This is a genomic window from Brevibacillus fortis (genome assembly GCF_003013395.1).
GTDB classification, from domain to species: Bacteria; Bacillota; Bacilli; order Brevibacillales; family Brevibacillaceae; genus Brevibacillus; species Brevibacillus fortis.
This window is the reverse complement of sequence record NZ_PXZM01000001.1, coordinates 180,809-205,278: the sequence shown is the minus strand read 5'-3', so window position 1 is coordinate 205,278 and position 24,470 is coordinate 180,809. Positions and strand designations below refer to the sequence as shown.

Here is a 24,470-nt window from a genome sequence, read left to right as displayed (position 1 = left end):
CTGAAGGGGAGCATATCACAATCCGAGGAGGGCTATTTCTTTACAATTACTCGTAATTTTGTTGGAAATTAGCGCTGATGGTCTAATCTATATACATGTAAGGAACAGGATAGTATGTGCTAAAGAATGAATTGTTTTGACTGGTGTTTGCAAATTGAAAATGGAAAAATGAGTAAAAAGTAGAGACAATGTACCCATAATTTGCTAGAATGTGGGCAAGGTCGACAATGTAGTAGAAATTGAGTTAAATGGTAAGCAGGGGGATAAAGATGTCTAACCAGGCAAAGGTTGAATTAGACCATGTACACGCATATCCGAGTGATGAGCCTACAGTTTTCAATCATTTGTGGGCAAGATTTGCATATACAATAATAGCTTGGACGATACTAGGACTAGGGATCAATTTAGGGTTCTTTACCTCATTGATACTATTCTTTACACCTCTTGCAATGGACTATTTAAGGTTTAAGCCAGACACAAAGCTAAGGATCATTGCCAGACGAGTCGGCCTTGTTACCTGTGGTTTTTGGGCGGCGTTTGGATTTATTGCAAGTAGTGGAGTTTTTACGATTGTCCCAGAAGGCGAAAACATAATGGTCATGGTTGCAAAAAACTTTGTTGTTTTTTCTGGGGAAACTTTTCCTGTAATGATCATATGGTGTATTGTAGGTTTTAATGTTTTTCTGACTGGGATCGATCCTTTTATTTATCAAAGCAAATTGGAACAAATTGTTATCGCTGGCAAGGAAACTGGATTGGAGGGATAATCATGAACACAATAGTTGCATTAAGTGAGATACTGCCTATTGTCTTACTCGTCGCTTATTCTTCCGTATCAGTTGGAGCCATGATTAAATTGTATCATTATCGCGTCCGAGGCACTCTGCTTTTATTTGCCTTCTTACTTCCCATTGCCTATTTGCTTATCTGCTTTACTGCAATTAAGGTGGTTGGTAAAGAATTGGAAGGTAAACGGAAAGTCAGATTTTATATACTCTGCCTGAAAGAAACTCCTTGGCTAATGCCCACATTTGTTGCAATGACTGGGAAGTATCTTACTGGTGCAAATTTCGTTCGCAATATGAATATAGCATTCAGGGATTTGTTTGATGACAATCACTTCAAAATGAAGATGTCATAAAAATGAGAAGCTCCACTAAAAAGTGGGGCTTTTCTTTTTTTATCACCCGTCATAAAATAAGAACATGTGTTTGGTTCAATGATAAACAACGCGAACGCATGAACCTATTTTAGGGGTGTAGTGTATGATTAGATTAAAAAATAGACTTGTTTTTTTAATCGACATGCAAAGTTTTTATGCGAGTGTAGAGAAAGCTGCTAATCCACAAATTCGGAACAAACCTGTTGTTGTTGCAGGAGACCCGGAGAGAAGAAGTGGTATCATTTTAGCAGCCTGCCCGATCGCAAAATCATATGGGGTTGTTACAGCTGAAGCGTTATGGCAAGCTCAGCAAAAATGCCGACAGCTTGTGGTAGTACGTCCTCGAATGGAAATGTATATTCACAGATCGATGCAGATAACAAAGATATTTGAGGCTTTTACCGACTTGGTGGAACCTTTCAGTATCGACGAACAATTTCTAGATGTAACTGGAAGCGTTCATTTGTTTGGAGATCCACTGGAGATGGCACAGCAAATTCGACGACGCGTCTGGCTCGAAACCGGCATTAATTGCCGTGTCGGTATAGGGGAGAATAAAGTCCTGGCGAAGATGGCATGTGACAATTTCGCCAAGAAAAATGAAGAGGGTGTATTTTGGTTAAAGAAAGAGGAGTTGTCCAATACACTCTGGAAGCTTCCGATTGAAAAGCTGTTCGGGGTAGGCTCACGTTTGAAGCGCCATTTTCATCGAATGGGCGTCTATCAGATCGGGCAGCTTGCTGATATGAGGCCAGCGATACTTACTCGCCACTGGGGAGTGAACGGGGAAGTGCTATGGCGCACGGCTCATGGAATAGACGATTCGCCTGTGGCTCTTGGTTCCTATGAAACACAAAAAGGGATCGGTCATCACATGACGTTGCCACGGGATTATCATACAGCAGCAGAAATCAAGGTTATATTGCTTGAGCTGTGCGAAGAAGTTTGCCGTCGCGCGCGGAAAAAGGAACTGATTGGCTCCGTTCTGTCTGTGGGCTGTCGTGGAGCTGATTTGGCTGCCGGAACGGGCTTTGGGAGGCAGATGAAGCTCACGGAACAGACGAACGATGCCATAACATTATACGATGCAGCTTGTTTTCTGTTTGATCGTCACTGGCAGGAAACGCCCGTCCGCAGTATCGGTGTCAATCTGGGGCAGCTTGTCCCTGATAACGCCCTGCAATTGAATTTGTTTACAGACAATGTGAAAAGACAGTCACTAGCCCATGCCATGGATGACATCCGGGACAAATATGGGAATGATGCTATCTTGAGGGCCTCCTCGTTGTTAGAATCAGGTCAGGCGAAAGAGCGCGCACGTAAGATCGGAGGACACTACAAGTGACGGAGTCGATGGTGTCAGACGAGCAGGAATTGATACGCCAGTATATTTTATTTGGCATTTTGTTTCGGGCGGTCATGGTCGATCTGGGGCAGATGCGGATTGTGCCGTTGAAATTTTCTTATCAGATGATGTTCGATGAGCTCTCGCGGTGGGCGGAGCGGCAGCATCACCAGCTGCGTCGCATCTTGGGGCAGAGAGGGTGCATAGTAGTCAGCTCACGGCGTCAGGGACATATGTATGTCGTCCACTATCGACAACGCGGGTACGTGCGAGAAGCAATCTATACGATTGAGGTTTTGCGGGCAGAGTGTCAGGAACTCGTCCATTTGTGGACCCAAAATGAACAGCGAGGAGAGAACAAGTGATGAGCGTGTCCAAAAAGGAAAATGTATTCGTGGCCAGTCGTTTTGTGCTTCCGGAGCATCGGGAAATGTATCTATCAATGAGAGAAGATGACAAACTCGTACCTATGCCTATACTTGAGCAGGATGAGCTTGAATCGTTTCATTACCAACTCAGAGACGCCGGACGAGAAAACTATGCTGTCGCGATTACTTGGTGGAAACGCGAGAAAAATGGCCTTGGAACTACGTGCAGGATGTGGGGAAAAGTTGAGTGGGTCGATACGAATAGCAGAAAAGTAAAGTTGCTTACGGATGAAGATGTCCAATGGATTCCGATGGATACCATTATTGATGTTAGAAGCTAAGGGGGATTTGAATGGCAAAGGCAACACCCAAGCGACCGACCCGCGATGAATTTGAATTAGAGGAATTGGGGAATCAGCTCGTTGAAGCTAAAGATGATGGTGACGAAAGGTCGTTGATTGTTTGGGGAATGCCTGAGAAAGTCCGAGGACGGATCACAGTTCTTGACTCGCGTACAAGGCTAGTTCACGTTGATGACAACGGAGTAACTAGGAAGATTCCTTTCCTGGACATTATGAAAGTGAATTTCGAGTAATTACCAACGCATGGCCTTATTCGTATTGATACAATTAAATCGGTGATGCTATATGGAATTTATATACCCGATGTTGCTTGAACAGGTAGAAAAGCCATTTTCGGACGGACGATATATTTATGAGCCGAAGATCGATGGTCATAGATTGATTCTGACACGAAGTAACGGTGTCACACGCCTATTTACGCGTCACAATAACGACGTGACAGCGAAGTATCCCGAACTCATTACAGACGGTTCCGACATGATACTGGACGGCGAACTCGCGGTAATGGACCCGAACACAGGAATCCCTGACTTTGAGCTGACCATGCAGCGATTCCAGTCGAAACGATCACGGCTACCGATATCCTACGTTGTATTCGATATCCTGCGTTATGAGGACGCCGACTTGCGCGGGCTTACCCTAATGGAACGCAAATCCGTTCTTGACCGAGCGATATCGGATACTCCAACCATGAGCAAAATTGCGTACATTGACGGACGTGGTGAGGACTTATGGGATGCAATTGTCAATCGGAACATGGAGGGGATAGTCGCAAAGCGTAAGGATGGGCGATACCACTCGGATAAGCGTACAGACGATTTCATAAAGGTAATTAACTACACGTATGCTGACGTCCATATTGCCGGCTGGCGTAAAGGTGACTTCGGATGGTTGGCACATTACGACGGTCGTCCAGCTGGCGTGATCGAACTTGGTGTTCCACCTACGCATAAGAAGGCGTTTTACGGCGTTGCGAAATCATTGGTTACTGGCGAGGATCGTGAGAATGTATACATTCAGCCTCAAATTAAAGCTCGCGTCAAAATGCGGAACTGGACAAAGGGCGGCATGCTGAGATCGCCAGTTTTTGTTGATTTTATTCTTGAAAAGTAAAGAACCCGTCCCTGTTTTGAGGAGACGGGTTCTTTACTGTGAAATGTTTATTCGTATCAGGAATCTGCGGGTACACGAAACAAATACTTTACTTGACCGAGATTCCAGAAGGTGGAAACTTCATTACCCTTTTAAGCAGTATAACGAACATAGATTTACTTTGTATCGACCGATTTCATGTCGATCATCTCTAAAATTTCATCATAAGTCATTTTTTTAATCACATTGTAGTCAAGTGCCCTAAGTATAAATTCACGACGTAATCTCTCTTGTTCATTTTTAGGCTCAGGAAGATTTTCTCCTGTAGCAATAGTGTTAAAACGAGGATTAAAAGTTTCCATGTAGTCGTCTGCGTTAAGTTCAACCCGTACTTCTTTGGTCGTACCGTCTTTTAGTGTTAGAAGGTAACTTGCTTTCACGAGATAACCGTCATTATTGGGGTTTCTCTCAGCCATAATATTTTTAATACTAACTTCTTTTGCGGGAAGTATGCCTTGTTTCTGCATATCCAAGTATGTTGCAAGCTCTTTATGGGTTGTAGATAATTCGCTCTTTACTCGTTCTTTTTCGTCTGGACGTAAATTCCAAGTGAGATAAAAATATGTATTCCATAGATCCTCTTCATTCTTTTGTGTAAATAAATGATGCCATTCGATTGCTAGTATTTCCGTCATTCGACTTAAGGTAGAGTCGTGATTCTCTAACCGATCAAGAATTTCTAGCTTTTTACTATATTCTACGGGCGTAGGGTGAGGACTTTCCGGTTTTGCTACTGCATTGTTACTAGTCGAACAGCCAACTATCGAAACGGCAGAAAGCAAAATGAATAACTTTAACTTTTTGTACACTTAAATTACCACCTTTTCTCATATTTATCCAAATTAATTGAAAATTTGACAAACAAATACTATAATCATACTGGTAATAATATAACATAAAATGGAAGGGTTGGAAGTATGAGAAAAATAAGGGCAGGTATTCTTGGTTTAGCTCTCGCGGTATCAGCTGTAGTTAGTGCTGGCAATGGAACAGCTTACGCAGAAGGGATAAATCCATACGACGATTTTAACTGGCGTTGGGTTACTACTGATACTGAATTAAGTAGGGGATATTCTAAAAGTCATAAAGGAATGGATATTGCAGTAAATAAAGAGCCCGTATACAGTCCACAAAAAGGAACCGTATTAAGTGCAGGTTATTGGACAAGTGCAGGCAATTATGTGGCAATTGAAACAAGAGACAAGGACCCTGACACGAATACTAAACTAGTGATTAGGTTTCTCCATTTAAAATCCAAATCTGTATCTACAGGTGATTCTGTGAGCAAAGGAGAAGAGATTGCGGTATCAGGAAATACTGGTACAGATACTACTGGTCCTCATTTGCATATCGATATAAATAATGAAGGGGAGTATGATGGGACGTATATTAATTATTCAAATACAATTGATCCTAAATACTTCTGGCCTCACTACTTTGATGGCCCGACCTTTGCGCTACATGAAGAGCATCAAACCGAAGAGCATCAAACGGAAGATGAATTATTACGTAAATTTGACAGTGCAGAATACTTTTTTGAAGACACCCTTATTAATTATGTAGGGGAAGAAGAATTTATGAAGTGGATTAATTCACAACCGTTGGAAGATCAAACAGTACCAAATTTTAAAAAGGCCTTTAATATCTCTGATGAAAAAGAAAAGAAACTAATGCAACAAGCTAGGGAATAGCCGCAGAAATTAGATAACCCAATGTCAAATGACAACCCGTCCCTGTTTTAAGGAGACGGGTTGTTTTATTAATATCTGTCCATGTAATCAGACAAATAAACGAAGTGCTTTCCGCCACCAATCATGTATCCTTTGAGTTTTTCACGAAACGTTTTGTCTGCAAGGGCCAGTTCAACAACAAATGCTTGGGCACTCCCGAGCGATCGATTGCGCTTCGCCCGGCCAAAAAATATGGGATTCCGGAAGTCGAGATTATCCGCAATCTGAATCAAGTTTCCATACATTACTCGCGAATGAGTCGATGACACTCGCGGCAGATCCACATGTGTTTCCCCAATATCCACGCATATCCCTCCTGATCTCAATTCAAAATCGCCAGAAAATTAAACATCATTCCGCACACTGCACACTGATAGTTCCCCACACAACCGGCAGAGGATATGTAGCGCTGCATAACGCCATTACCGATGGATGACGTCTCCGCGCTTGATCGTCCCGTCCAGAGCTGCCCTGACAAGGGTTTGGTCGTCTAAGTTAATTATCCTCCCTGTGCCTATCTCCTCGGCCTGTAGTCGTCCACGGCTGACCGAAACTACTCGATAGGTGTCACCTGTTGACAATGGTCCAGAGGGCACGTAAAGGGCTTGAGCAATGGAGAGGAGCACGCCGAATGATAATACGGCTAGCAGCCCCCAGGACGTTTTCCTGACTGATCGATCTATGTCACCCGGATCGTCTTCCTCGTCATCTTCCCAATCATCATCCTCCAGGTATTCAGGCCGTCTCCGATCCTCACGGTAATATCTACGCTTTCGTCCCATCGACCACATTCGCCACCTTTCGTACCGGAACGGGAGTGCCTACGCCTTTTTTAACCCTTATCGCGATCCGATCAAGGGCAAGGGGTTTTAGGTTCTCTTTCACCCATCCGCTAAAGTTCATGCTCTTTGCCAGTTCAAACATTTCTCGTTCGACAGGATCGTTGACGTTAAAGCATACAGGCTTTCTTTCGGTTGCCATGCCTATCCCTCCCGGTGTGTTGTGCAGCGTTGTGTGCTGCTGTGCTACTAAGGGATGCACAACGGTTTGTCCAATATTCCGCAAAAATTGCGGATGTGTGGACTAATATTCAGAAAGTTTGTCCAAACTGCCTACTGAGGTGATCAGTATGTTTGGTTTAGGGAAACCGCGCTCACCATTGGGAAAATGGGTAGACGCTCGAGAAAAATCACAGAGGTGGTTAGCTGAACAAGCAAAAATAAGTGAGGACACTGCTACCCGAGTTTGTTCTGATCCGCACTACAGCCCTGGCAACACAACAAAAAAGAAAATACTTGGTGTTGTGCGTGAATATGATAGAGAGAAGAAGCATGATGATTTTTGGCCGATGTAAAAAGCCCCGACACATAAATGCCGGAGATGAGAGAAGGTACTGACTGTGTACCTATCGAATTCACTGAGGAACGCAGCGCAAGCTAGTCCTTTTTACGGCCGTGTATGTTGCCCGTGTATGTGCCCATAGCTTGCCCATTATTTGCCCACATTCCTACTACAAGATATTAACGGTAATTGACGCTTAAGAAGAGAAAAGCCCGATTTATCAAGGTTTTTTAATGTGCGTTTACAGGTATTTAACGTAAAAACAATTAAGTTTGAGATGGAAGGTTCTATCGGATAATAGTTTTTGTAACGTGTAAATACGTGTCTGATTCGTTCAGACACGTATTTTTATTTGCCCCGCTTTATTAGAGGAATATCATGGGAAATCTAAGTGATTGAGGGAAAGATAAGGCATACTTACTATCAAGACGAACACAATAACATTCCTGTACAATACCATTGACAGCAGAAGACCAAGAATGGCGGTATGAGGATACTTAGCAGAAAAAGTAATCGAGTTCTTGGCGCACTTTGGACAGCAAGCCCGGACCCAAAAGTTAGGGATGCCGCACATTACGCCGCAGATGCATTGCGTGATGCTGTAGGTATCCCCAAATAATAGTGATGCCCTCCTTCAGAACAACCTGGGGAGGGCAATTATTATAGAATTACATATTCAATAACAGTAAAGAAAGCTGTCATAACAAGTGTACCTAGAACAATTATTCCTATTAGTCTGGGATCAAGTAATGTAAAAAAGCCACGTTTCTTAATTAACCAAAAATATAAGAAAAATACAATGTAAGTGATAAATGCTACTTGAGCGCCGTGATATAGTTTATCTATGTAAGCATCCATTAATACCTCCTAATTTCCTGTAACTATTAATTATCTCACCATTTAAAAATGTCTTTAATCTTTTCTTTAGCATCCTGTACTTCTCTTCCAATTCGATCTGAGATACTTTCTTTCCTGTCGTTTTTATCTTTTGAGTCTCTTATTTCTTTGGGAGTTGGCATAGAAGCATAAGGTTTCGAAGGGAGCAATGAACTTATCTTCAACTGCTTGTGCAATAGCTTCTTTGGTTCCCTTTGTTTTGGAAATGTTGTCGTAATGATTATAAATGTCTTTCGTGGTTTCGTTGCGACCCCTACGCCTGCGCCTTTAATAGCTAATCCCTTGGGAGCAAAGGGGCAATGCAAGGAGCAGCTGTTGAACTGCTACTCTGTTCTGGTACATAGAAAAAATGTGAAGGTGGAGTAAAAATGAAAAGTCCTAGAACATCATTTCTAGGACTCTCTAATGTGCCGATTTTGTGCCGAATTAAGATGAAATAACGCTATGAAATATATGTAAGGCTTGCACCTGATTCACAAATGGACAAAAAGATAAAATAATAGAAGAGAGAAGCTTAAAAAACTTTAAGCTTCTCCTTGCCTCTTATTATTTACCTACGTTAGTCATCATTTTCATCTGCAGTTCCAAAATTCAGCTCGAATAGGACAAACAATATGAAGAGAAGAAGAAACGCTGCAGACCATCTAGTATATGAGCCAGTAGGTCCAGTTCCTAGATCTCTTACTTCTTGAGGCGGATTATTTGCAGCGTTTAGCAGAGCCGTTGGGTTCGTCACATCAACAGTTGGAATATTAGGTGGCACTACATTTTGAAAAGCACCTGAGTTTAAAAATCCACCTTCATTTAAGGTCTCATTAGCAGCATTTACTAAAGCAAAAAAAGTAGCCTCTTGATTTTTTTCATTTGCTATAAATTTTTGGAATCTTTTTTGTGTTTGTTTAAAATTTGGCTTTTGTTTTTTCTTTGACATTATTTCACACCCCCTTTAATTTGTTTCGATATATCGTATGTTTAAGAAAATGGCTTGGTCCATTATATAAACCTATTTATGATTGAGAGAAAAGCACAAATATTAACTAGTAACCTTGCCGAAACAAAAGCTGATAAAGACAAATGGCGCCTTTTTGTTTTGCCCACTCGCGCCCACATTTTGCCCACGGAAACACAAAACGTGTCTGTTGCAACTTTGACGCATTCGTGATTCCGTGAAGCAAGTTTTTGATAACCTCTTTTCATTGAAATATTTCCTGATTTATCCGGAACATCTGCCTCTATTAATCAATAATCTAACGAAGGATGAAAATCATTCGTACACTGGAGGTGCACTCTCATTGTGGTTTTACCATGAACCATGGACATATTTCATTCCCTACCAAGAAATACCACAGCTAGCAATACGACCAATCCGTGATCTCATTCCCTACCCGAGGCCAGTACCACTACCAACACGACGACCACTACTACCAACACGACCACCGCGATATGTTGATCCATGGAGGCCAATCGTTCCTTACCGACCAGATGCAGTACCCGCACCGGATTTAGTCCCGGTGAATCGTTTCGGCGGTGTTGGCACAGGGTTCGCTCCGCCCTGGCTTGCACTCGACGAGAACTACTGTAACCGAGACCCAAACACTGGCGACCTTTTGGTAAGGGTCCGAAACCAAGGGAATGTATCCACTCAGCGTACAACTATTACCCGTGTTCAAGTGATGGGGGAATGGGGTTCCTCCTTTCAGAGACAGGATCAGGTGACACCAGTTCTAGGGCCAGGAGAGGAAGTAACCCTCCGGTTCCAGGTCCGCGTGGGGAGAAGCCCCTTCCGTGTTATTGTCGATGCAACGAACCTACTTACTGAGGAGCGAAACAAGGTAAATAACGAGGTGCGAGGCTTCTGTCGATAGGTATTTGCTGCCTCCATCGATCTTGTGTGTGTTCATACGTGTCTTAAGCGACTTCACACGATGTGATTAAGCCGCGTGGGCACGTATTTTTTGTTTGTCATATAGGTTCGCTTTCATATTAAGTCGCGAAGGCGAGGAGATTGCCAAAGTAGAAAATGGCGTCATTACGGGACATGTAAACGGAAGAACGAAGCTCAAGGTGAAGTATCAAGGAATAGCATGACGATTTCGGTGAAAGTCACAAAATAATAGAAGAACAAGGCTCTCAGGAAAACTGGGGGCTTTTTTGTGCGTGTTCAAACATGTACATTCCCTTCACACAATGATAAAATGTTCGTATATACAAGATAACGCTGTCCGACATCAACGAAGTATGCCTACATATCCAGGCATGCTTTTTTCGGGCGAGCACAAACCTTTTCACAAAAAACGCAGTTGCTCTTCTATGAGCAGGCAGCCGAAGAGGTTTTCATACTTTTTGGAGCGGGGTTGCACATATGATAGTGGTAAAGCAGTTAATGGATCATTGCCACCGCTTTTTTGGGAGCCTGGGAGAGCTGTATCAATCCGAGGATGCGGATATCCTGATTGCCGTCTATCCCGCTACGCGCAAGCGAGGATGGTGGACGTATGCCACGCTTGAGCTGCACAAGATGGGGGCAACGGAGTACCTCGTCTATTCCTATCAGTTTGAGCAGAGAATGATCACGCATTTGGCAAGAGTAGCGGCTCAGGTGATTCGTCAGTGGGAGAGTCAAACTACCCGCATGGAGTCTGGAAGCATCTTTTCGCTCGGGGATACAATCGTGGAAAAATCGGTTTTGAATCATATGGTACTGACCCCTGCCTATTATGAAGAGGCTGGACTTGAATATTATACAAATGGCAAGGACGTAATCAGGTTCATGATGCTTCATGCAATCGCGGATTCTGAAGCAAAGTTTTTGGAACAATATGGACTTATGGCATTACAGGAAAGGTTAGCGCACTTCGGTGTCGATTCCCTGAATGTTACGCGTACGCCTGCCATCTGAGAAGGGAGCGAGCGAAATGTCAGCGATTCGCTTGAGAGTCACCGTAGTAGTGGAACACGAAGGGAAAGTCCTCCTCATCCGTGAGCAGACACAACGAGGCATCTTTTACAACCTGCCAGGGGGAATCGTAGAATATTTGGAAGCGATTCCAGACGCGGCGAAAAGAGAAGTGATGGAAGAAACCGGCCTCCTCGTGGAAATGGAGCGATTGATCTGGATAGACGATCGGATCGATCAGGAAGGGAACGGCAAGCATACAGTCGGAGTGGGAGTGCTGGCGAAACTCATCGGTGAAGAGACGAATCCTACGCCAGGTGGTATCGTCGATGAAGAAATCGAATGGGCTGGCTGGGTCACGCTAGACGAGTGGAAGCAACTGCCGAACGACCACAAAACACGCCCGGATCAAGTCAAGCAAGTCTTGTCTGATCCCACTTATCAGCCGATGTACTTGGGAAATATGTTGAGTCAAGCAGAATAAAAACAAGAGACACCGCCCTTTCCCTAGTGAAGAGGAGCGGTGTTTTTTACTTACACTTTTTGCTGAATGGAAGCTTTTCTTCCTTTTGCGACAGCCAACACGACAATGATAGCCGAAAGAACAGCACCGAGGGTCAATGGCTCGGACAGGAGGAGCCAGGCTGCGATGATCGATAAAAAGGGTTGAAGGTATTGAATTTGACTGACTTTAGAGACGCCGCCGAGTGCCAGACCGTGATACCAGGCGAAAAATCCGAGAAACATACTGATTACGCTAATATAGCCAAAACCGATCCAGACGGGCCAAGTAGCTTGTTTTAATTCAGCGAGGAGAGGACCTGCGAGCGGAACAATGAGAAAAGGAAAGGCGAAAATCAACGACCAACTGATGACCTGCCAACCGCCCATCGTCTTGGAGAGTTCACCGCCGACTGCGTATCCGATCGCAGCACTGATGACTGCCCCGAGTAAGGCGAGATCCGCCCATTGGAGGGCACCAAAGCCAGAACTGATCGCGTAGGCGAGAATCGTTACACAGGCAATCGCACTAGAAATCCAATACTTCCGGGTGGGGCGTTCTCCTGAAAAAAATATCGCTGCGCCTGCCGTAGCCAATGGCAATAGTGCGATGATGACTGCGCCGTGGGTAGCAGGCACTCTCTCCATCGCCCAAGACGAGAAAAACGGGAAGCCCGCTACTACGCCGGCAGATACGAGCAACAGTTTTTTTGTCTCTTGCCAGGTAGGAAACGGAACTCGTTTGATTAGGAGCAACAAAGCAGCCAGTACTGCTGCGATCAACGCTCGTCCCAACCCTGCCGAGAGGGGAGAGAGCACGGTAACAACCACCTTTGTTACGGGCAAGGTCAAGCTGAAGCTAAGCACCCCGATGAAGCCATACAGCAAGCCCATTTTCTCTGCATGCAGCTGGTCAGGAGTGGTTGGCTGCTCTTTTTGTACGTGCTGATTCTCGATAGGAAGCTGTGCACTCATCCGAACCCCATCCTTTGTCGAATAAAAGTTTCTGTTGTTCCATCTTAGAGGCGAACGATCAGAAACGGTAGAGCCAATTGGCAGCAGGAGCAGTAAGCCAATTTGTCGAAAGGGAGGGGAAACAGCAAGTGTGGAGGACGGATAGGGATGGAATGGAAGCCGGACAAAGACACGGGAGTTCCGATCTATATGCAAATCGCCAAAGAGCTGGAACGACAGATTGTGCTGGGAGTACTGTCCCCTGGCACCTCTCTGCCGCCGGAAAGAGTGTTGGCACGGCGCTTTGGCGTCAATCGCGGGACTGTATCGGCAGCGTATGAAGAGCTGCGGGCAAAAGGTATTTTACAATCGTGGCAAGGGAGCGGTACTTGGGTCAGTCGTGATTTGTGGGGCGTCAAACAAATGCCAAACTGGTATACCTACACGAATGGTGGCGCCTTCTTGCCAGCCTATCCACTCGCGAAACGTATTCAGGATGCGTGTTTCGATTCATCGATCATCAATCTGGCAAAGGCTGAATTGGCAACGACGATAATCCCATCATTGATACCAGCAACGCCGGGGGAAGAAAAAGAAATCAAGCTTGAGCTGGGCTATGCGCATCCAAAGGGAGAGCCGCGTCTGCGTGAGGCACTGGCTGTGCATTTGCACGAAAACTACGGCATTCACGCTTCTCCCGACGAAATTTTGGTGACGTCAGGAGCGCAGCAGGCACTGCATCTCATTACACTATGTCTCTTGAATCCTGGGGATGCAATCGCAATGGAGGGCCCCTCTTATTCGTATTCCTTGCCCTTATTCAGTTCAGCAGGCCTGCGTTTATTTCGCTTGCCGATGGATGAGGACGGTATTGTACCCGAGGCTGTCTACGACTTGCAGCGGGAGCATCGCATTCGCATGGTTTTCGCGAACCCGACCTATCATAATCCAACGGGGACGATATTGAGCGAGGCACGGCGAGCCCAGTTGCTCGATATTTGTCAGGAGCTGCGCTTGCCACTTGTGGAGGACGACGCTTACGGTGCGTTGACACTGGCTGGAAGCTCTAGACCGCCCAAGCCGATCAAAGCCATCGACAAGACAGGTGCTGTTCTGTATGTCGGGAGTCTCTCCAAAACGATTGCGCCAGGCTTGCGGATTGGTTGGCTGGTGGGACCAAGATCTGTCGTAGAAAGACTGGCCGATGCCAAGCAGCAAATGGACTTTGGCACGAGCAGTGTCTCCCAACAATTCGCCCGCCAATTTATAGAGCGTGAGTGCTGGCACGAGCAGCAGGATCGAATGTCTCGGTACTTGTTGGAGCAGCAACAAACGATGGTGCGCGCCATGCACAACCATCTCTCCGATTATGCCGTATGGAATGAACCGGGTGGCAGCTATCATATTTGGTGTCGGTTGCTAAATCCCAGGGACGAAAAGGAATTGCTGGATGATGCGATCAGAGAGGGTGTCGTATTTACACCTGGCAGCGTCTATGGAGCGGAAGCGGGCTGGCTGCGTCTGACCTATTCGTGGGAGGGCAAGGCGAACATCGAGGAAGGAATACGCCGTATCCAAAGAGTCCTTCAGCATAAAAAGCGATAAGAAAAGGGAGTATTTCCTTATTTATGAAACTAATTTCCATCTCACTCGTATGCACTATAGAGGCAATTTTAGAAAGGGGGAACAGTCGTGGGCGTACTTGAAACCGTCTACATGGTCTGCCTTGTCCTTGGTCTAATCTACACGCTGATCTCGCTGTTGTTTGGCGATGCGCTCTCGGATTGGCTGGGACATTTGCATCTGCCTTTTGCACAGCCCATTTTGTTGGTCAGCGGCATGACCGCCTTTGGCGGAGCGGGGTATTTGCTATCTCGGTACACTTCTCTTGGTGCGCTTGTCGTGTTGATGCTGGCTGCTGTCATTGGCATCGCTTTGGCTCTTGTCTCGTACTTCCTGTGGGTAAAGCCAATGAGCCAAGCGGAAAATTCCACGAGCTATTCCATGAGTCAGCTTGGAGGGAAGCTGGGTGAAGTCGGGACGACGATTCCTGCAAAAGGACTGGGAGAAGTGCTGCTGCCGATGATTAGTGGTACCACTTACCATATGGCGGCGAGTCTTGAGGGTCAGATTATCCCGCAAGGAACCCGTGTCGTGGTGGTAGAGGTGCGTGACCATGTCTTGTATGTGATCCCCTTTTACACTGAATCTGGCGAAGGAGATGAGAAGTGATGTTAGATCCTGGTATTTTGACGGTAGTAGGTGTTGTCGTCGCAGTCTTTCTCGTTTTGGGTATTGCCTTTTGGGCCCGTTACAAAACAGTAGGTGCAGATGAAGCCATGATCGTGACGGGGAGCTATCTCGGCTCGAAAAACGTACTCAGTGACGAATCCGGACGCAAAATGAAGATCGTCCGCGGAGGCGGCGCATTTATTCTCCCTATTTTTCAACAAGCAAACTTTCTGAGTCTTTTGTCTCATAAGCTGGACGTATCGACTCCTGAGGTATATACCGAGCAGGGCGTTCCAGTCATGGCAGATGGCGTTGCGATTATCAAGGTAGGCGGTTCGATTGAAGATATCGCGACCGCAGCCGAGCAATTTATGGGCAAGAGTGACGAGGCACTGCGCGGAGAAGCACAGGAAGTACTCGAAGGCTATTTGCGGGCAATCCTCGGCAGTATGACGGTAGAGGAAATTTACAAGAACCGTGAGCGATTCGCGCAAGAGGTGCAAGCAGTAGCGACGAAGGATTTGAAGAAAATGGGGCTGTCCGTTGTCAGCTTCACGATCAAGGATGTCCGCGACAAAAACGGCTATTTAGCTGCTCTTGGAATACCGCAAATCGCTGCAGTGAAGCGTGATGCGACCATCTCGCAGGCTGATGCAGACAAAGAAGCGCGGATCAAGCAGGCTCAGGCAGAGGAAGAGGCACGCAAGGCAGAGCTGCTGAAAGAAACGAACATTGCCGAAGCAGAGAAGGAAAAAGAGCTGAAGGTAGCGGCGTTTAAACAAGAGCAGGACAAAGCGAAGGCGAGCGCGGACCAAGCCTACAAGCTGCAAGAAGCTGTCGCCAAGCAGCAGGTTACGGAAGAAGAGATGAAGGTCGATCTCGTCCGCAAGCAGAAGGAAATCGAGCTGGAGGAAAAAGAAATTCTTCGCCGTGAAAAGCAATATGATGCGGAAGTGAAGAAAAAGGCCGACGCCGATCGTTACTCTGTGGAACAGGCCGCAGAAGCGGAAAAAGCGAAGAAGCTGAGAGAAGCAGACGCGATCAAGTACCGCATTGAGGCAGAAGCAAAAGCAAATGCCGAGCAGAAGCGTCTGGAAGGCTTGGCGATTGCCGAAGCTGAAAAAGCCCGCGGTAGTGCCGAGGCAGAAGTCACACGACTCAAGCTCGAAGCCGAAGCAGAAGGGAAAGAGAAGCTGGCTGAAGCCTTTGAAAAATTCGGTCATGCAGCTGTACTCGATATTATTGCGAAAATGCTCCCTGAACTGGCTGAGAAAATTGCCGAGCCAATGAAGGCGATCGACAAGGTAACGATCGTGGATGCAGGAGGCGGTCAGGGAGATGGCGTCAATCGTCTGAGCGGGAATGTCACGAAGTTGATGGCCCAACTGCCAGAGATGCTAAAAGACGTATCCGGTTTGGATATGAACAAAATGATCTCAGACTTTATGCAAAAGGGTGGTACCGCGCCCACACAGCAACAGCCTGTACCCGTAAAAGTTCAGGTAGAGACGGATTCTATTTTGGAGAACGAAAAGGAATAACCGAATCGATCAGAGGAGAAGTGCCCCTTTTAAGCGAGGGGCACTTTTTCATGGGAAGAAAATCAAGGATAGTCTACCTGCTTCGCACGTCCATATCCTCTCAACAATTCGCTGACCGTTACGAACTTATACCCTCTTTTTTTCAACTCAGGCAATATTTGCTCGAGAGCTTGTACGGTCTGTTTTCGGTTGCCTCCGTAATCATGAAATAGCACGATGTCACCATTCCGAGCGTTGTTCAAAACCTTGTTGACGATTTTTATTACACCGGGATCGGTCCAATCACGTGTGTCTTGATGCCACGACCACATGATCACGAGAAAACCGGCTTGCTTGGCTGTTTCGACGACGGTTTCGCTATAATATCCCCCCGGAGGACGAAAGAGGGTGGGACGAACCCCTGTTGTCGAATATATCGTCTCCTGTGTTTTTTGCACCTCTTCCAACAGTCGATTCGCTGACAGCTTTCGAATATCTGGATGACTGTAAGTGTGATTCGCAATCTCATGTTGATCATTCGCGAGAGATTTGACGATTTCTGGGTACTGGCTCACACGATTGCCTACGACAAAAAAGGTAGATTTGGCTTGATACTGCTTCAGCAGCGCGGCGATCTGAAGAGTGTATATCTGATCAGGACCATCGTCAAAGGTAAGGGCAATCACTTTGCTCTCTGTCGGCACTTCCCAAACGATATCTCCTCTTGTTTCGTAATACTCGCGATTTTTTCCCCGAATCGCACTGGCTGTCTCACTGAAGGAAGGAGCAAGAATGACAGCCAGTAAAAGGGGGAAAAAGAGGATATGCTTTTTCATTCGTTCACCTCGTTGCCAGAGACTTTCGTGCTAGGTAGCTGTACTGATGATGTGCTCACCGTTACTATGCGCCAACTCTAGATGAATATTCTTTTATGTCCCTGTGGAAAAGACACTTGTTCTTTTTGTGTGGATAAATTAAGCTAGTAACAGCATAAGACGTGAGAGTTAGATGGAGGAATCGATCATGAAGGTAGCAAAATTTGGGGGAACATCACTGGCGAATGCCGAACAAATAAAAAAAGTATGCCAAATTGTTAGGGCGGATCGTGACAGACGATTCATTGTTGTATCGGCACCTGGGAAACGGCACAAGGAAGACACGAAGGTTACTGATTTGTTAATCGCTTATGCTGAGCGATTTTTGACTGGGGAGCCTACAGAGGAAGCGAAACAAGCAATTTTCTTACGCTATCAGGAGATTGTGGCAGGTCTAGGGCTTTCTGCCGAGATTGGTCAAGCGATCGAAGCGGAGCTCGGGGAGGTACTGGCAAACAAGGCGGGCTTGTCCGCGGAAAGATTTATGGATTCGGTAAAAGCTGCGGGAGAGGATACATGCGCCAAAGTTGTTGCTCATTATTTGCAGAGCTTGGGCGAGGTGGCGTCCTACATTAATCCAAAGGATGCAGGAATGCTCGTTACAGATGAGGCAAGCAATGCTCATATTCTGCCCGAAGCGTATGCCAAATTGGCGACATTGAAAGAGCAGGAGGGGATTGTCATTTTCCCTGGCTTCTTCGGCTATTCGCGTGCCGGTGATCTAGTTACTTTTTCACGCGGTGGCTCGGATATTACGGGATCGATTCTGGCTGCGGCGGTTCATGCAGAAGTCTACGAGAATTTTACCGATGTCGATTCTGTATATGTGGTCAATCCGAATCTGATTGCCGATCCGAAAAAGGTGACAGAGATTACGTATCGAGAGATGAGGGAGCTGTCCTATTCCGGTTTTAGTGTGTTCCACGAGGAAGCGTTGATTCCCGCGTTTCAAGCGGATATACCCGTATGCATCAAGAATACGAACAACCCGTCTGCGCCTGGTACAATGATTGTGGCCGAGCGAGGATTTGCTACAAACAGAGTGTCGGGTATTGCAAGTGACAGCGGCTTTTGCAGTATTTACGTCAGCAAGTATTTGATGAACCGCGAAATTGGCTTTGGTCGCAAGCTGCTGCAAATTCTGGAGGAGGAAGAGCTTTCGTATGAGCATACTCCATCTGGAATCGATAACATTTCCGTCATTCTGCGCGAGCGCGATCTCACGGCAGACAAGGAACAACGGATTGTGGAACGCATCCGCCGAGAGCTGTTCGCTGATGATGTCGCGGTTCAGCATAGTCTTGCACTCGTCATGATTGTCGGAGAGGGTATGCGTCAATCTGTGGGGACAACTGCGAGAGCCACTGCTGCGTTGGCTACTGCGAAAATCAATCTGGAAATGATCAATCAGGGGTCATCGGAAGTAAGCATGATGTTCGGGGTAAAAGCCGAAGAGGCAGATCGTGCTGTGATTGCTTTGTATCAAGAGTTTTTTGGAGCCGAAGAACCTCTGGCTTCCTCATCGTCACAAGCCGCATCTGTCAGTGTGTAGTTGCGTGCTTCAAATGAGCCGCTATTTCCATCCTGTACCCATTGATAGACACACCATTCTGGCTGTGCGGTTGCGAGTCCCACAATCCAATAGCTGAGCGTAGGATAATGCCAGCCTGCTATGTCGTGTATAGAAGGGATCGGAGGCGTGTGGGGGTGAGTATGCAAGACACCCAACCATTGAAGATTGAGCTTGCGGATGTGCTGCAAGGCTTGAAGAAAAGTTGGCCCATCCCAAGCGAACACGTGCTTGTCGGGTGAGACGGGCATCGGTACACAGGCCGTAATCGTTGCTCCACGACCTGCGAGCAATGCTGAATATTCATAAGGAAACGCCTCTTGTGCTTCGGCCAGGAGGCGTTTCGCTACTTTTTTCGTCAGGAATATTTTGTTATCCTTAATCGCAAAGGGTTCACCCAACCAAGCGGGATTTTTCATTCGGCTTCCGTCCTTCTTCTCTATTCGGCCATGATTTGGAGGTTAGCATTCGATGATTACGATACAAGTGGGAGTCTGCGGCTGGGGCGATCAGCACGAATTGTACGTACAAGGTGTACGCAATCGAGACAAGCTGTCCGTATATGCCAGCCACTTTCCAATTGTAGAGGTGGATAGTTCTTTTTACGCTATTTTACCACAGCGAAATTACGAATCGTGGGTGAAGGATACACCTGAACGATTTGGCTTTATCGTCAAGCCTCATCAGGGGATGACGGGACATCAACGGGGAGATGCCTCGGGAAGCAGACGGGAATTGTTTCGTCAGTTCGAGGAGAGTATCCAGCCGGTCGTGGAGGCTGGCAAGCTCAAAGCATTGCTGTTTCAGTTTCCGCCGTGGTTCGATTGTACCCGAGAGCATGTTCAGTATGTGACCGCTTGTCGTCAAGCCATGCAGGCGTATCCGTTTGCGGTGGAGTTTCGCCATCAAAGCTGGTTTGAATCACAGTATTCGGAGCGAACGCTGGATTTCTTGCACAAGATCGAAGCGACACATGTCGTATGTGATGAACCACAAGTTGGAAAAGGCTCAGTCCCAATTGTTCCTGCCGTGACGAAGCCATCCTTGGCGTTGGTCCGCTTTCATGGGCGCAATAAAGCGGGCTGGAGAGATCCAGGAGAGGGACAAAATTGGCGAGATGTCCGTTATTTATATCGATACAGTGAAACAGAGCTTGCGGAGTGGGTGGAACATATCAGACTGCTCGAACGCGAAGCGGATGAAGTCTGTATTTTGTTCAACAATAACTCTGGAGGGGATGCAGCAGCGAATGCGAAGCAGTTTTCGGAAATGCTTGGCCTTGCACCTACTGGTCTGAATCCTCGTCAGATGGACCTGTTCTCCACGTAAGCAAGAAAGAAGGGGAGTTCATGCTTGTAGCAATTGCCATCTTATTTGTCATCATCGGAGTCGTGGCTGGCGTCATTGGCAGTATTGCGGGTCTGGGTGGTGGGATTTTTTTCGTGCCTGCACTGTTGTTCTTTGCGAACTGGTACATGCCCGGATCGATGAACCCGCAAGTAGCAGCGGCGACTTCGCTGATCGTGATTGCGGTAACCGCCCTTTCTTCCTCCCTTTCTTATCTCAAGCAAAAAAAAGTAGATAAAGAGAGTGCCCTGCTCTTTTTTATCGGGAGTGCACCAGGTGCTATTGTGGGCGTGTACCTTAATACATTACTAGCAGTGGAGGGCTTTTCGCTGCTGTTTGGCTTGTTTCAGCTCTGCATGTTCGTCGTATTGATGGTCAAAGACAAAATCAAACCACGCAGCATCGAGTGGGAAGTCCAACGCCACTTCATCGACAACGAAGGAAATGAATATGTGTACGGATACAGCAAATGGTCCGTGATTACTCTTGCCTTCTTTGTAGGGATTACCTCGTCGCTATTTGGCGTGGGGGGCGGTATTCTTATGGTTCCAGCCATGATGATTTTGTTTCGCTTCCCGCCACACATTGCCACAGCTACGTCCATGCTGGTTATATTTTTATCCGCGGTGGTTGGATCAATCACGAATATTTTCCATGACAACGTACACTGGCTGTATGCAGCGATGCTCGCACCAGGAGCATGGGTGGGCGGAAAGCTCGGAGCAATTGCCGCCAGTAAAATGAAGGGTCGCACCATCGTGCTGTTTTTGCGTGTTCTGATTTTGGGAATTGCCATACAAATGATCGGAGAAGCGATTTTTGGATAAAGAGAAGAGGGAGGGGAAAGTCGTGGCTGACACCTGTACCTTACACATTTTGCACACGAATGATTTGCACAGCCATTTTGATACGATGCCGCGAATTGCAACCTGCCTCGGCATGCACCGAGAAGAGTGGGAGAGCAGGGGAGAGCATGTGCTGACGGTCGATATTGGGGACCATATGGATCGAATGGATATCCGATCGGAAGCGAGCTTTGGGAAAACAAACGTCGAGATCATGAACAGAAGCGGGATTCAATACGCGACGATCGGAAACAACGAAGGCATCACACTCCCAAAAGACAAGCTGAATGAACTGTACATAGATGCGCGCTTCACGCTCATTACGGGCAATCTGTTTGAACCGACAACAAATGCTGTACCGTCTTGGGCTGTACCATACGCCATTCAAACCGTAGGCGAGCTGCGGTTGGCGATCCTGGGAATGACGATTCCCTTTGGTCCCTCCTATCAAAGTATGGGATGGAAGATCAAGGAACCTGCCCCGATTTTGCGTGAGCAGATTGCGGCACTGCGCTCGTCTGTGGATATTGTCATTTTGCTTTCGCATCTCGGCTATCAGACAGATTGTGTGCTGGCAAATGAAGTCGATGGACTTGATGTGATTTTGGGCGGACACTCTCACCGGACGCTTCCTCATGGAGAACGCATGGGTGGCACCTTGATCACACAAGCTGGGAGATTTGGCGAGTATGTCGGCCATGTAAAGCTCGTCTGGGACCGGAAGCGTAAAAGGATTTCAGATGTGCAAGCAGAGCTTTTTCAGACAGAGCAGTATCAAGCAGACGAATCAATGAGCCAGTTTATTGAGAGTGAAAAAGTATGGGCGGAGAATCGTTTGTTTCAGCCAATTGTTCAATTGGAGCAAGACATGCATATAGGCTGGACAGAGGAGACTCCCTATGGCTCCTTTATCGCAGCGAGTATTCGCAAATGGACAGGGGCTGAGATCGGCATGGCAAATGGAGGACTGTTGCTTACCGATTTGCCGCGGGGCAGCTTGTCTTTTGCCGATTTGTTGCACAGTATGCCCCACCCGATTAATGCCTGCGCGGTCACGATTACAGGAGCGCAGCTCACCACAGTTCTGGAGCAAGCCATTCAACCGGAAATGGTTCATCGGGAGCTGAGGGGGTACGGTTTTCGCGGCAAAATAGAAGGCTGGATGTGTGTGGATGGATTGCATGTCCGCTACAGCGAGGATGACCAACCGCAAATTATCCAGATTGAAGTCAACGGGCAACCGCTTGATCCCGAGCGTCTGTATCGAGTCGGGACGATCGACATGTTTATGTACAATCGCATGTTTCCCGATTTGCTGCTCGGCAGTGAGGTTACGTTTTTCTTACCCGAGATGCTGCGTGAAGTGCTCGCCACCACGATAAAGGACCAACAGATGCTGCAAAATGCGTTTCTTCCACGTTGGGAAAAGATATCGTCCATGCCAAAAAACCAATCGTAGACACCGGGTTTTCGGGAATGCTATCGAAAAACGGGAGGAGACGAGCGATGCGCTTCATTGATGAAGTATACGAGCTGTACAAAGGACATTTTAATGGCGATGAAGAGGACATTACAGCGGTTGTCGTAGGCATACTCGATGAGCAGTCTCGGGATGATTTGCTGGACTTGGTCGAGGAAATGGACGAGGAAGAGCTGTTTCACATGCTCGCGACGTATATGATTGAAGTCATGAAACGAAAAGTCGCGATGGAGGATGAGCACTTTCCGACAAGCGTCATGCATTGATCAAAACATAACTTTTTGAACCACCTCATGGAGACCTCACATTTCTCTTCTGAATGTCATAGGATGGTAACGCTAACAGACAGGAGAGAAAAAGGAGGAATCTTGATGGTCGAGGTAGTGCCAATCCACTTTCCAGAGGGGACGGCAATTGCTGTCACCGTTCGTTTGCCCAAGACGACGCTATTGGCTGTAACGACCGATCATGGCTACATCATGTGTGGAGCGCTGGATGTGGGGCTCTTGAACGAGAAGTTAGCAGCGAGGGAAATTCTTGCCGGTCGTGCGGTAGGGGTCAAGACCATACAGGAATTGCTGGATGCGCCGCTGGAGTCCGTGACGACGACGGCGGAGATGAAGGGGATTACGGCTGGTATGATTGGTCGGGATGCTGTCGTAAAAATGCTGTAAACAACAAATGGCTTACCTATAGAAAAAACCTTTGTCCCGTGACAAAGGTTTTTTGTTTTCTGGGGACCTGTTTACCAACGGGCATTTTGTTCTTCACAGATGCCGATCTTGCTTTGCACCGTAATCGTTTTTCCTTCAGGTGTTGAGATTGTCCCGTCATAACGGCCGATGACTTGATGCAGAGTGGTCCGCACCAACGCCAAATTTTTGTGCTCGGTTCGAGCGAAGAGTGGGGTAAAGGTAAGGCGTACGGCAGACGATTCTTCACTTGCAAGCGTCCAAGGGAGCATCCGGTTGTCAGGATCGTAGGAGAAACGAATTTGTTCACTCAGCTTGTAGAGGACACCATCGATCGTCATGCCATTTTCCGTCATGCCCGTTCCATCCGTCCAGCCTCTGCCAAAGTTAAAGCCTGCGACCCCCTCTGCGTGACGGAAAGAGCAGGTCGTCCAGTTCCAACGAGTGTGATACGGCCAAACGCCACGTCCAAAATCCAGACTGGCAAAGGCATTCTGCCGATCGAGCAGATAGGTTTTCCCGTTATAGCGAATGGTTCCGTGCACAGGCCGGGCCGTTTGCTTCGATGTGAACTGAAAGCGTTTTGCACTCCACGGAATCACGACATTTAATGACTCGGATGGCGGATCAATCACAATGTCGAGGGAGAGAGGCTTATCGCCGGGACAAATGGCAGCTGCTTCAACGCTCGTTCCGCTGGCTCCTGGCTGAAAGGAGACCGAGAGCTTGCGACTCGCAAAATGACTAGGCTCATCTACGGTAGCACCAAGTCGAATCCCTGCGCCAAAAGGAACCGTTACGGCACTGTCCGCGGTCTCCCCTGTCGTCAGATCAATAAAATGGACAAAGACAATGCCGGCGTAATCCAGATTGACCATCGCGATCGACATCGCACATTCAGGCGCGGTAATAAACCAAAAATTCCATTTTTTCCGACGAAGCCAATGCCCGCTAAATTGGCAGTCATGCAACGGATAGCGGGACCAGCCAATCGCTTCTGGAAGCAAGCGGCCATTCTGATCACATAATGAAAGAGGCTGCGTTAATTCTTTTTCGAAAAGTGGCATACGATCATCTCCCTTACAAACAAGGATTCTTCCAGAAAAACTCGGCCAAGTGTCTTTCCCAGGTAGACATGAAATGAAAATCCAGAAAAAATTTCATGTAGAATCAAGTCGAATCACGCTATAATAGGGATACC

Annotated in this window: 29 protein-coding genes; 20 read left to right on the top strand and 9 right to left on the bottom strand. The window is 46.9% G+C overall.

Annotated elements, in window-relative coordinates:
• Positions 1-269: 269 nt before the first annotated feature.
• The 7 genes from C7R93_RS01115 to C7R93_RS01085 all read left to right on the top strand — a co-directional run bounded on the left by C7R93_RS01115 (position 270) and on the right by C7R93_RS01085 (position 4,350).
• Positions 270-767 (top strand): hypothetical protein, encoded by a 498-nt coding sequence (locus C7R93_RS01115; protein ID WP_106837085.1) that lies wholly within the window; start codon positions 270-272, stop codon positions 765-767.
• 2 nt (positions 768-769) lie between these two features.
• Positions 770-1,141, top strand: a complete 372-nt coding sequence (locus C7R93_RS01110; protein WP_106837084.1) for a hypothetical protein — start codon at positions 770-772, stop codon at positions 1,139-1,141.
• Positions 1,142-1,265: 124 nt separating this feature from the next.
• On the top strand, positions 1,266-2,507 hold the full coding sequence (locus C7R93_RS01105; protein ID WP_106837083.1) for a DNA polymerase IV: 1,242 nt from the start codon (positions 1,266-1,268) through the stop codon (positions 2,505-2,507).
• A complete protein-coding gene (locus C7R93_RS01100; RefSeq protein WP_208637773.1) occupies positions 2,504-2,872 on the top strand; it encodes a YhjD family protein in 369 nt (122 codons plus the stop codon). The genes C7R93_RS01105 and C7R93_RS01100 overlap by 4 nt, the downstream gene beginning before the upstream one ends.
• The gene (locus C7R93_RS01095; RefSeq protein ID WP_106837082.1) at positions 2,872-3,216 is read left to right on the top strand and encodes a YolD-like family protein; all 345 of its coding nucleotides are present in this window, start codon (positions 2,872-2,874) and stop codon (positions 3,214-3,216) included. Before C7R93_RS01100 ends, C7R93_RS01095 begins: the two co-directional genes overlap by 1 nt.
• Before the next feature lie 11 nt (positions 3,217-3,227).
• Positions 3,228-3,470, top strand: a complete 243-nt coding sequence (locus C7R93_RS01090; protein WP_106837081.1) for a YolD-like family protein — start codon at positions 3,228-3,230, stop codon at positions 3,468-3,470.
• Between the two features lie 52 nt (positions 3,471-3,522).
• The gene (locus tag C7R93_RS01085) at positions 3,523-4,350 is read left to right on the top strand and encodes an ATP-dependent DNA ligase (RefSeq protein ID WP_106837080.1); all 828 of its coding nucleotides are present in this window, start codon (positions 3,523-3,525) and stop codon (positions 4,348-4,350) included.
• Between the two features lie 155 nt (positions 4,351-4,505).
• On the opposite strand, the gene C7R93_RS01080 is transcribed toward C7R93_RS01085, so the two are convergent.
• Positions 4,506-5,198 (bottom strand): hypothetical protein, encoded by a 693-nt coding sequence (locus C7R93_RS01080; protein ID WP_106837079.1) that lies wholly within the window; start codon positions 5,196-5,198, stop codon positions 4,506-4,508.
• Positions 5,199-5,306: 108 nt separating this feature from the next.
• Here C7R93_RS01080 and C7R93_RS01075 point away from each other — a divergent pair, with 108 nt between their 5' ends.
• Entirely contained in the window at positions 5,307-6,080 is a 774-nt protein-coding gene (locus C7R93_RS01075) for a M23 family metallopeptidase (protein WP_106837078.1), read from the top strand.
• Positions 6,081-6,148: 68 nt separating this feature from the next.
• Here the strand turns inward: C7R93_RS01075 and C7R93_RS01070 are convergent, their stop codons facing one another.
• Both C7R93_RS01070 and C7R93_RS01060 read right to left on the bottom strand, forming a co-directional pair.
• A complete protein-coding gene (locus tag C7R93_RS01070; protein ID WP_106837077.1) occupies positions 6,149-6,424 on the bottom strand; it encodes a hypothetical protein in 276 nt (91 codons plus the stop codon).
• A gap of 460 nt (positions 6,425-6,884) precedes the next feature.
• Positions 6,885-7,100 carry a hypothetical protein gene (locus C7R93_RS01060; RefSeq protein ID WP_106837075.1) on the bottom strand — a complete coding sequence of 72 codons (216 nt, stop codon included), beginning with the start codon at positions 7,098-7,100 and terminating at the stop codon, positions 6,885-6,887.
• Positions 7,101-7,248: 148 nt separating this feature from the next.
• Between C7R93_RS01060 and C7R93_RS01055 the strand changes: the two genes are divergently transcribed.
• Positions 7,249-7,473: a transcriptional regulator gene (locus tag C7R93_RS01055; protein ID WP_106837074.1), complete on the top strand. Its 225-nt coding sequence runs from the start codon at positions 7,249-7,251 to the stop codon at positions 7,471-7,473.
• A gap of 1,443 nt (positions 7,474-8,916) precedes the next feature.
• Here the strand turns inward: C7R93_RS01055 and C7R93_RS01040 are convergent.
• Together C7R93_RS01040 and C7R93_RS30915 are read right to left on the bottom strand one after the other, a co-directional pair.
• The gene (locus C7R93_RS01040; RefSeq protein WP_106837071.1) at positions 8,917-9,288 is read right to left on the bottom strand and encodes a hypothetical protein; all 372 of its coding nucleotides are present in this window, start codon (positions 9,286-9,288) and stop codon (positions 8,917-8,919) included.
• A gap of 443 nt (positions 9,289-9,731) precedes the next feature.
• Positions 9,732-9,854: a hypothetical protein gene (locus C7R93_RS30915; protein ID WP_279629437.1), complete on the bottom strand. Its 123-nt coding sequence runs from the start codon at positions 9,852-9,854 to the stop codon at positions 9,732-9,734.
• Between the two features lie 865 nt (positions 9,855-10,719).
• Between C7R93_RS30915 and C7R93_RS01035 the strand changes: the two genes are divergently transcribed.
• Positions 10,720-11,256 carry a suppressor of fused domain protein gene (locus C7R93_RS01035; protein WP_106837070.1) on the top strand — a complete coding sequence of 179 codons (537 nt, stop codon included), beginning with the start codon at positions 10,720-10,722 and terminating at the stop codon, positions 11,254-11,256.
• A gap of 16 nt (positions 11,257-11,272) precedes the next feature.
• Positions 11,273-11,737, top strand: a complete 465-nt coding sequence (locus C7R93_RS01030) for an NUDIX domain-containing protein (RefSeq protein ID WP_244191415.1) — start codon at positions 11,273-11,275, stop codon at positions 11,735-11,737.
• 50 nt (positions 11,738-11,787) lie between these two features.
• Here C7R93_RS01030 and C7R93_RS01025 read toward each other — a convergent pair whose 3' ends face one another.
• On the bottom strand, positions 11,788-12,729 hold the full coding sequence (locus C7R93_RS01025; protein WP_106837068.1) for a DMT family transporter: 942 nt from the start codon (positions 12,727-12,729) through the stop codon (positions 11,788-11,790).
• A 147-nt stretch (positions 12,730-12,876) separates the two neighbouring features.
• Here C7R93_RS01025 and C7R93_RS01020 point away from each other — a divergent pair, with 147 nt between their 5' ends.
• The 3 genes from C7R93_RS01020 (at position 12,877) to C7R93_RS01010 (ending at position 16,481) form a co-directional block, all read left to right on the top strand.
• Entirely contained in the window at positions 12,877-14,313 is a 1,437-nt protein-coding gene (locus C7R93_RS01020; protein ID WP_106837067.1) for an aminotransferase-like domain-containing protein, read from the top strand.
• Between the two features lie 87 nt (positions 14,314-14,400).
• Positions 14,401-14,940: an NfeD family membrane protein gene (locus C7R93_RS01015; RefSeq protein WP_106837066.1), complete on the top strand. Its 540-nt coding sequence runs from the start codon at positions 14,401-14,403 to the stop codon at positions 14,938-14,940.
• Positions 14,940-16,481 (top strand): flotillin family protein, encoded by a 1,542-nt coding sequence (locus tag C7R93_RS01010; RefSeq protein WP_106837065.1) that lies wholly within the window; start codon positions 14,940-14,942, stop codon positions 16,479-16,481. The genes C7R93_RS01015 and C7R93_RS01010 overlap by 1 nt, the downstream gene beginning before the upstream one ends.
• Positions 16,482-16,543: 62 nt before the next feature.
• Here C7R93_RS01010 and C7R93_RS01005 read toward each other — a convergent pair whose 3' ends face one another.
• Positions 16,544-17,296: a polysaccharide deacetylase family protein gene (locus C7R93_RS01005; RefSeq protein WP_106837064.1), complete on the bottom strand. Its 753-nt coding sequence runs from the start codon at positions 17,294-17,296 to the stop codon at positions 16,544-16,546.
• A gap of 187 nt (positions 17,297-17,483) precedes the next feature.
• On the opposite strand from C7R93_RS01005, the gene C7R93_RS01000 reads away from it, so the two are divergent.
• Positions 17,484-18,887, top strand: a complete 1,404-nt coding sequence (locus C7R93_RS01000) for an aspartate kinase (protein ID WP_106837063.1) — start codon at positions 17,484-17,486, stop codon at positions 18,885-18,887.
• Here C7R93_RS01000 and C7R93_RS00995 read toward each other — a convergent pair.
• On the bottom strand, positions 18,818-19,324 hold the full coding sequence (locus C7R93_RS00995) for a M67 family metallopeptidase (RefSeq protein ID WP_106837062.1): 507 nt from the start codon (positions 19,322-19,324) through the stop codon (positions 18,818-18,820). The two genes, C7R93_RS01000 and C7R93_RS00995, sit on opposite strands and share 70 nt — an antisense overlap.
• A gap of 52 nt (positions 19,325-19,376) precedes the next feature.
• Between C7R93_RS00995 and C7R93_RS00990 the strand changes: the two genes are divergently transcribed.
• The 5 genes from C7R93_RS00990 to C7R93_RS00970 all read left to right on the top strand — a co-directional run bounded on the left by C7R93_RS00990 (position 19,377) and on the right by C7R93_RS00970 (position 23,251).
• Positions 19,377-20,234, top strand: a complete 858-nt coding sequence (locus C7R93_RS00990; RefSeq protein WP_106837061.1) for a DUF72 domain-containing protein — start codon at positions 19,377-19,379, stop codon at positions 20,232-20,234.
• Positions 20,235-20,254: 20 nt separating this feature from the next.
• Positions 20,255-21,079, top strand: coding sequence for a sulfite exporter TauE/SafE family protein (locus C7R93_RS00985; RefSeq protein WP_106837060.1), 825 nt, complete (start codon positions 20,255-20,257; stop codon positions 21,077-21,079).
• 22 nt (positions 21,080-21,101) lie between these two features.
• Positions 21,102-22,556 (top strand): bifunctional metallophosphatase/5'-nucleotidase, encoded by a 1,455-nt coding sequence (locus tag C7R93_RS00980; RefSeq protein ID WP_106837059.1) that lies wholly within the window; start codon positions 21,102-21,104, stop codon positions 22,554-22,556.
• Positions 22,557-22,603: 47 nt separating this feature from the next.
• The gene (locus C7R93_RS00975; protein ID WP_106837058.1) at positions 22,604-22,843 is read left to right on the top strand and encodes a DUF6154 family protein; all 240 of its coding nucleotides are present in this window, start codon (positions 22,604-22,606) and stop codon (positions 22,841-22,843) included.
• 105 nt (positions 22,844-22,948) lie between these two features.
• Positions 22,949-23,251 (top strand): YunC family protein, encoded by a 303-nt coding sequence (locus tag C7R93_RS00970; RefSeq protein WP_106837057.1) that lies wholly within the window; start codon positions 22,949-22,951, stop codon positions 23,249-23,251.
• Positions 23,252-23,322: 71 nt separating this feature from the next.
• Here the strand turns inward: C7R93_RS00970 and C7R93_RS00965 are convergent, their stop codons facing one another.
• Complete coding sequence (locus tag C7R93_RS00965; RefSeq protein ID WP_106837056.1) at positions 23,323-24,336, bottom strand: DUF2804 domain-containing protein; 1,014 nt, start codon at positions 24,334-24,336, stop codon at positions 23,323-23,325.
• Positions 24,337-24,470 lie beyond the last annotated feature (134 nt).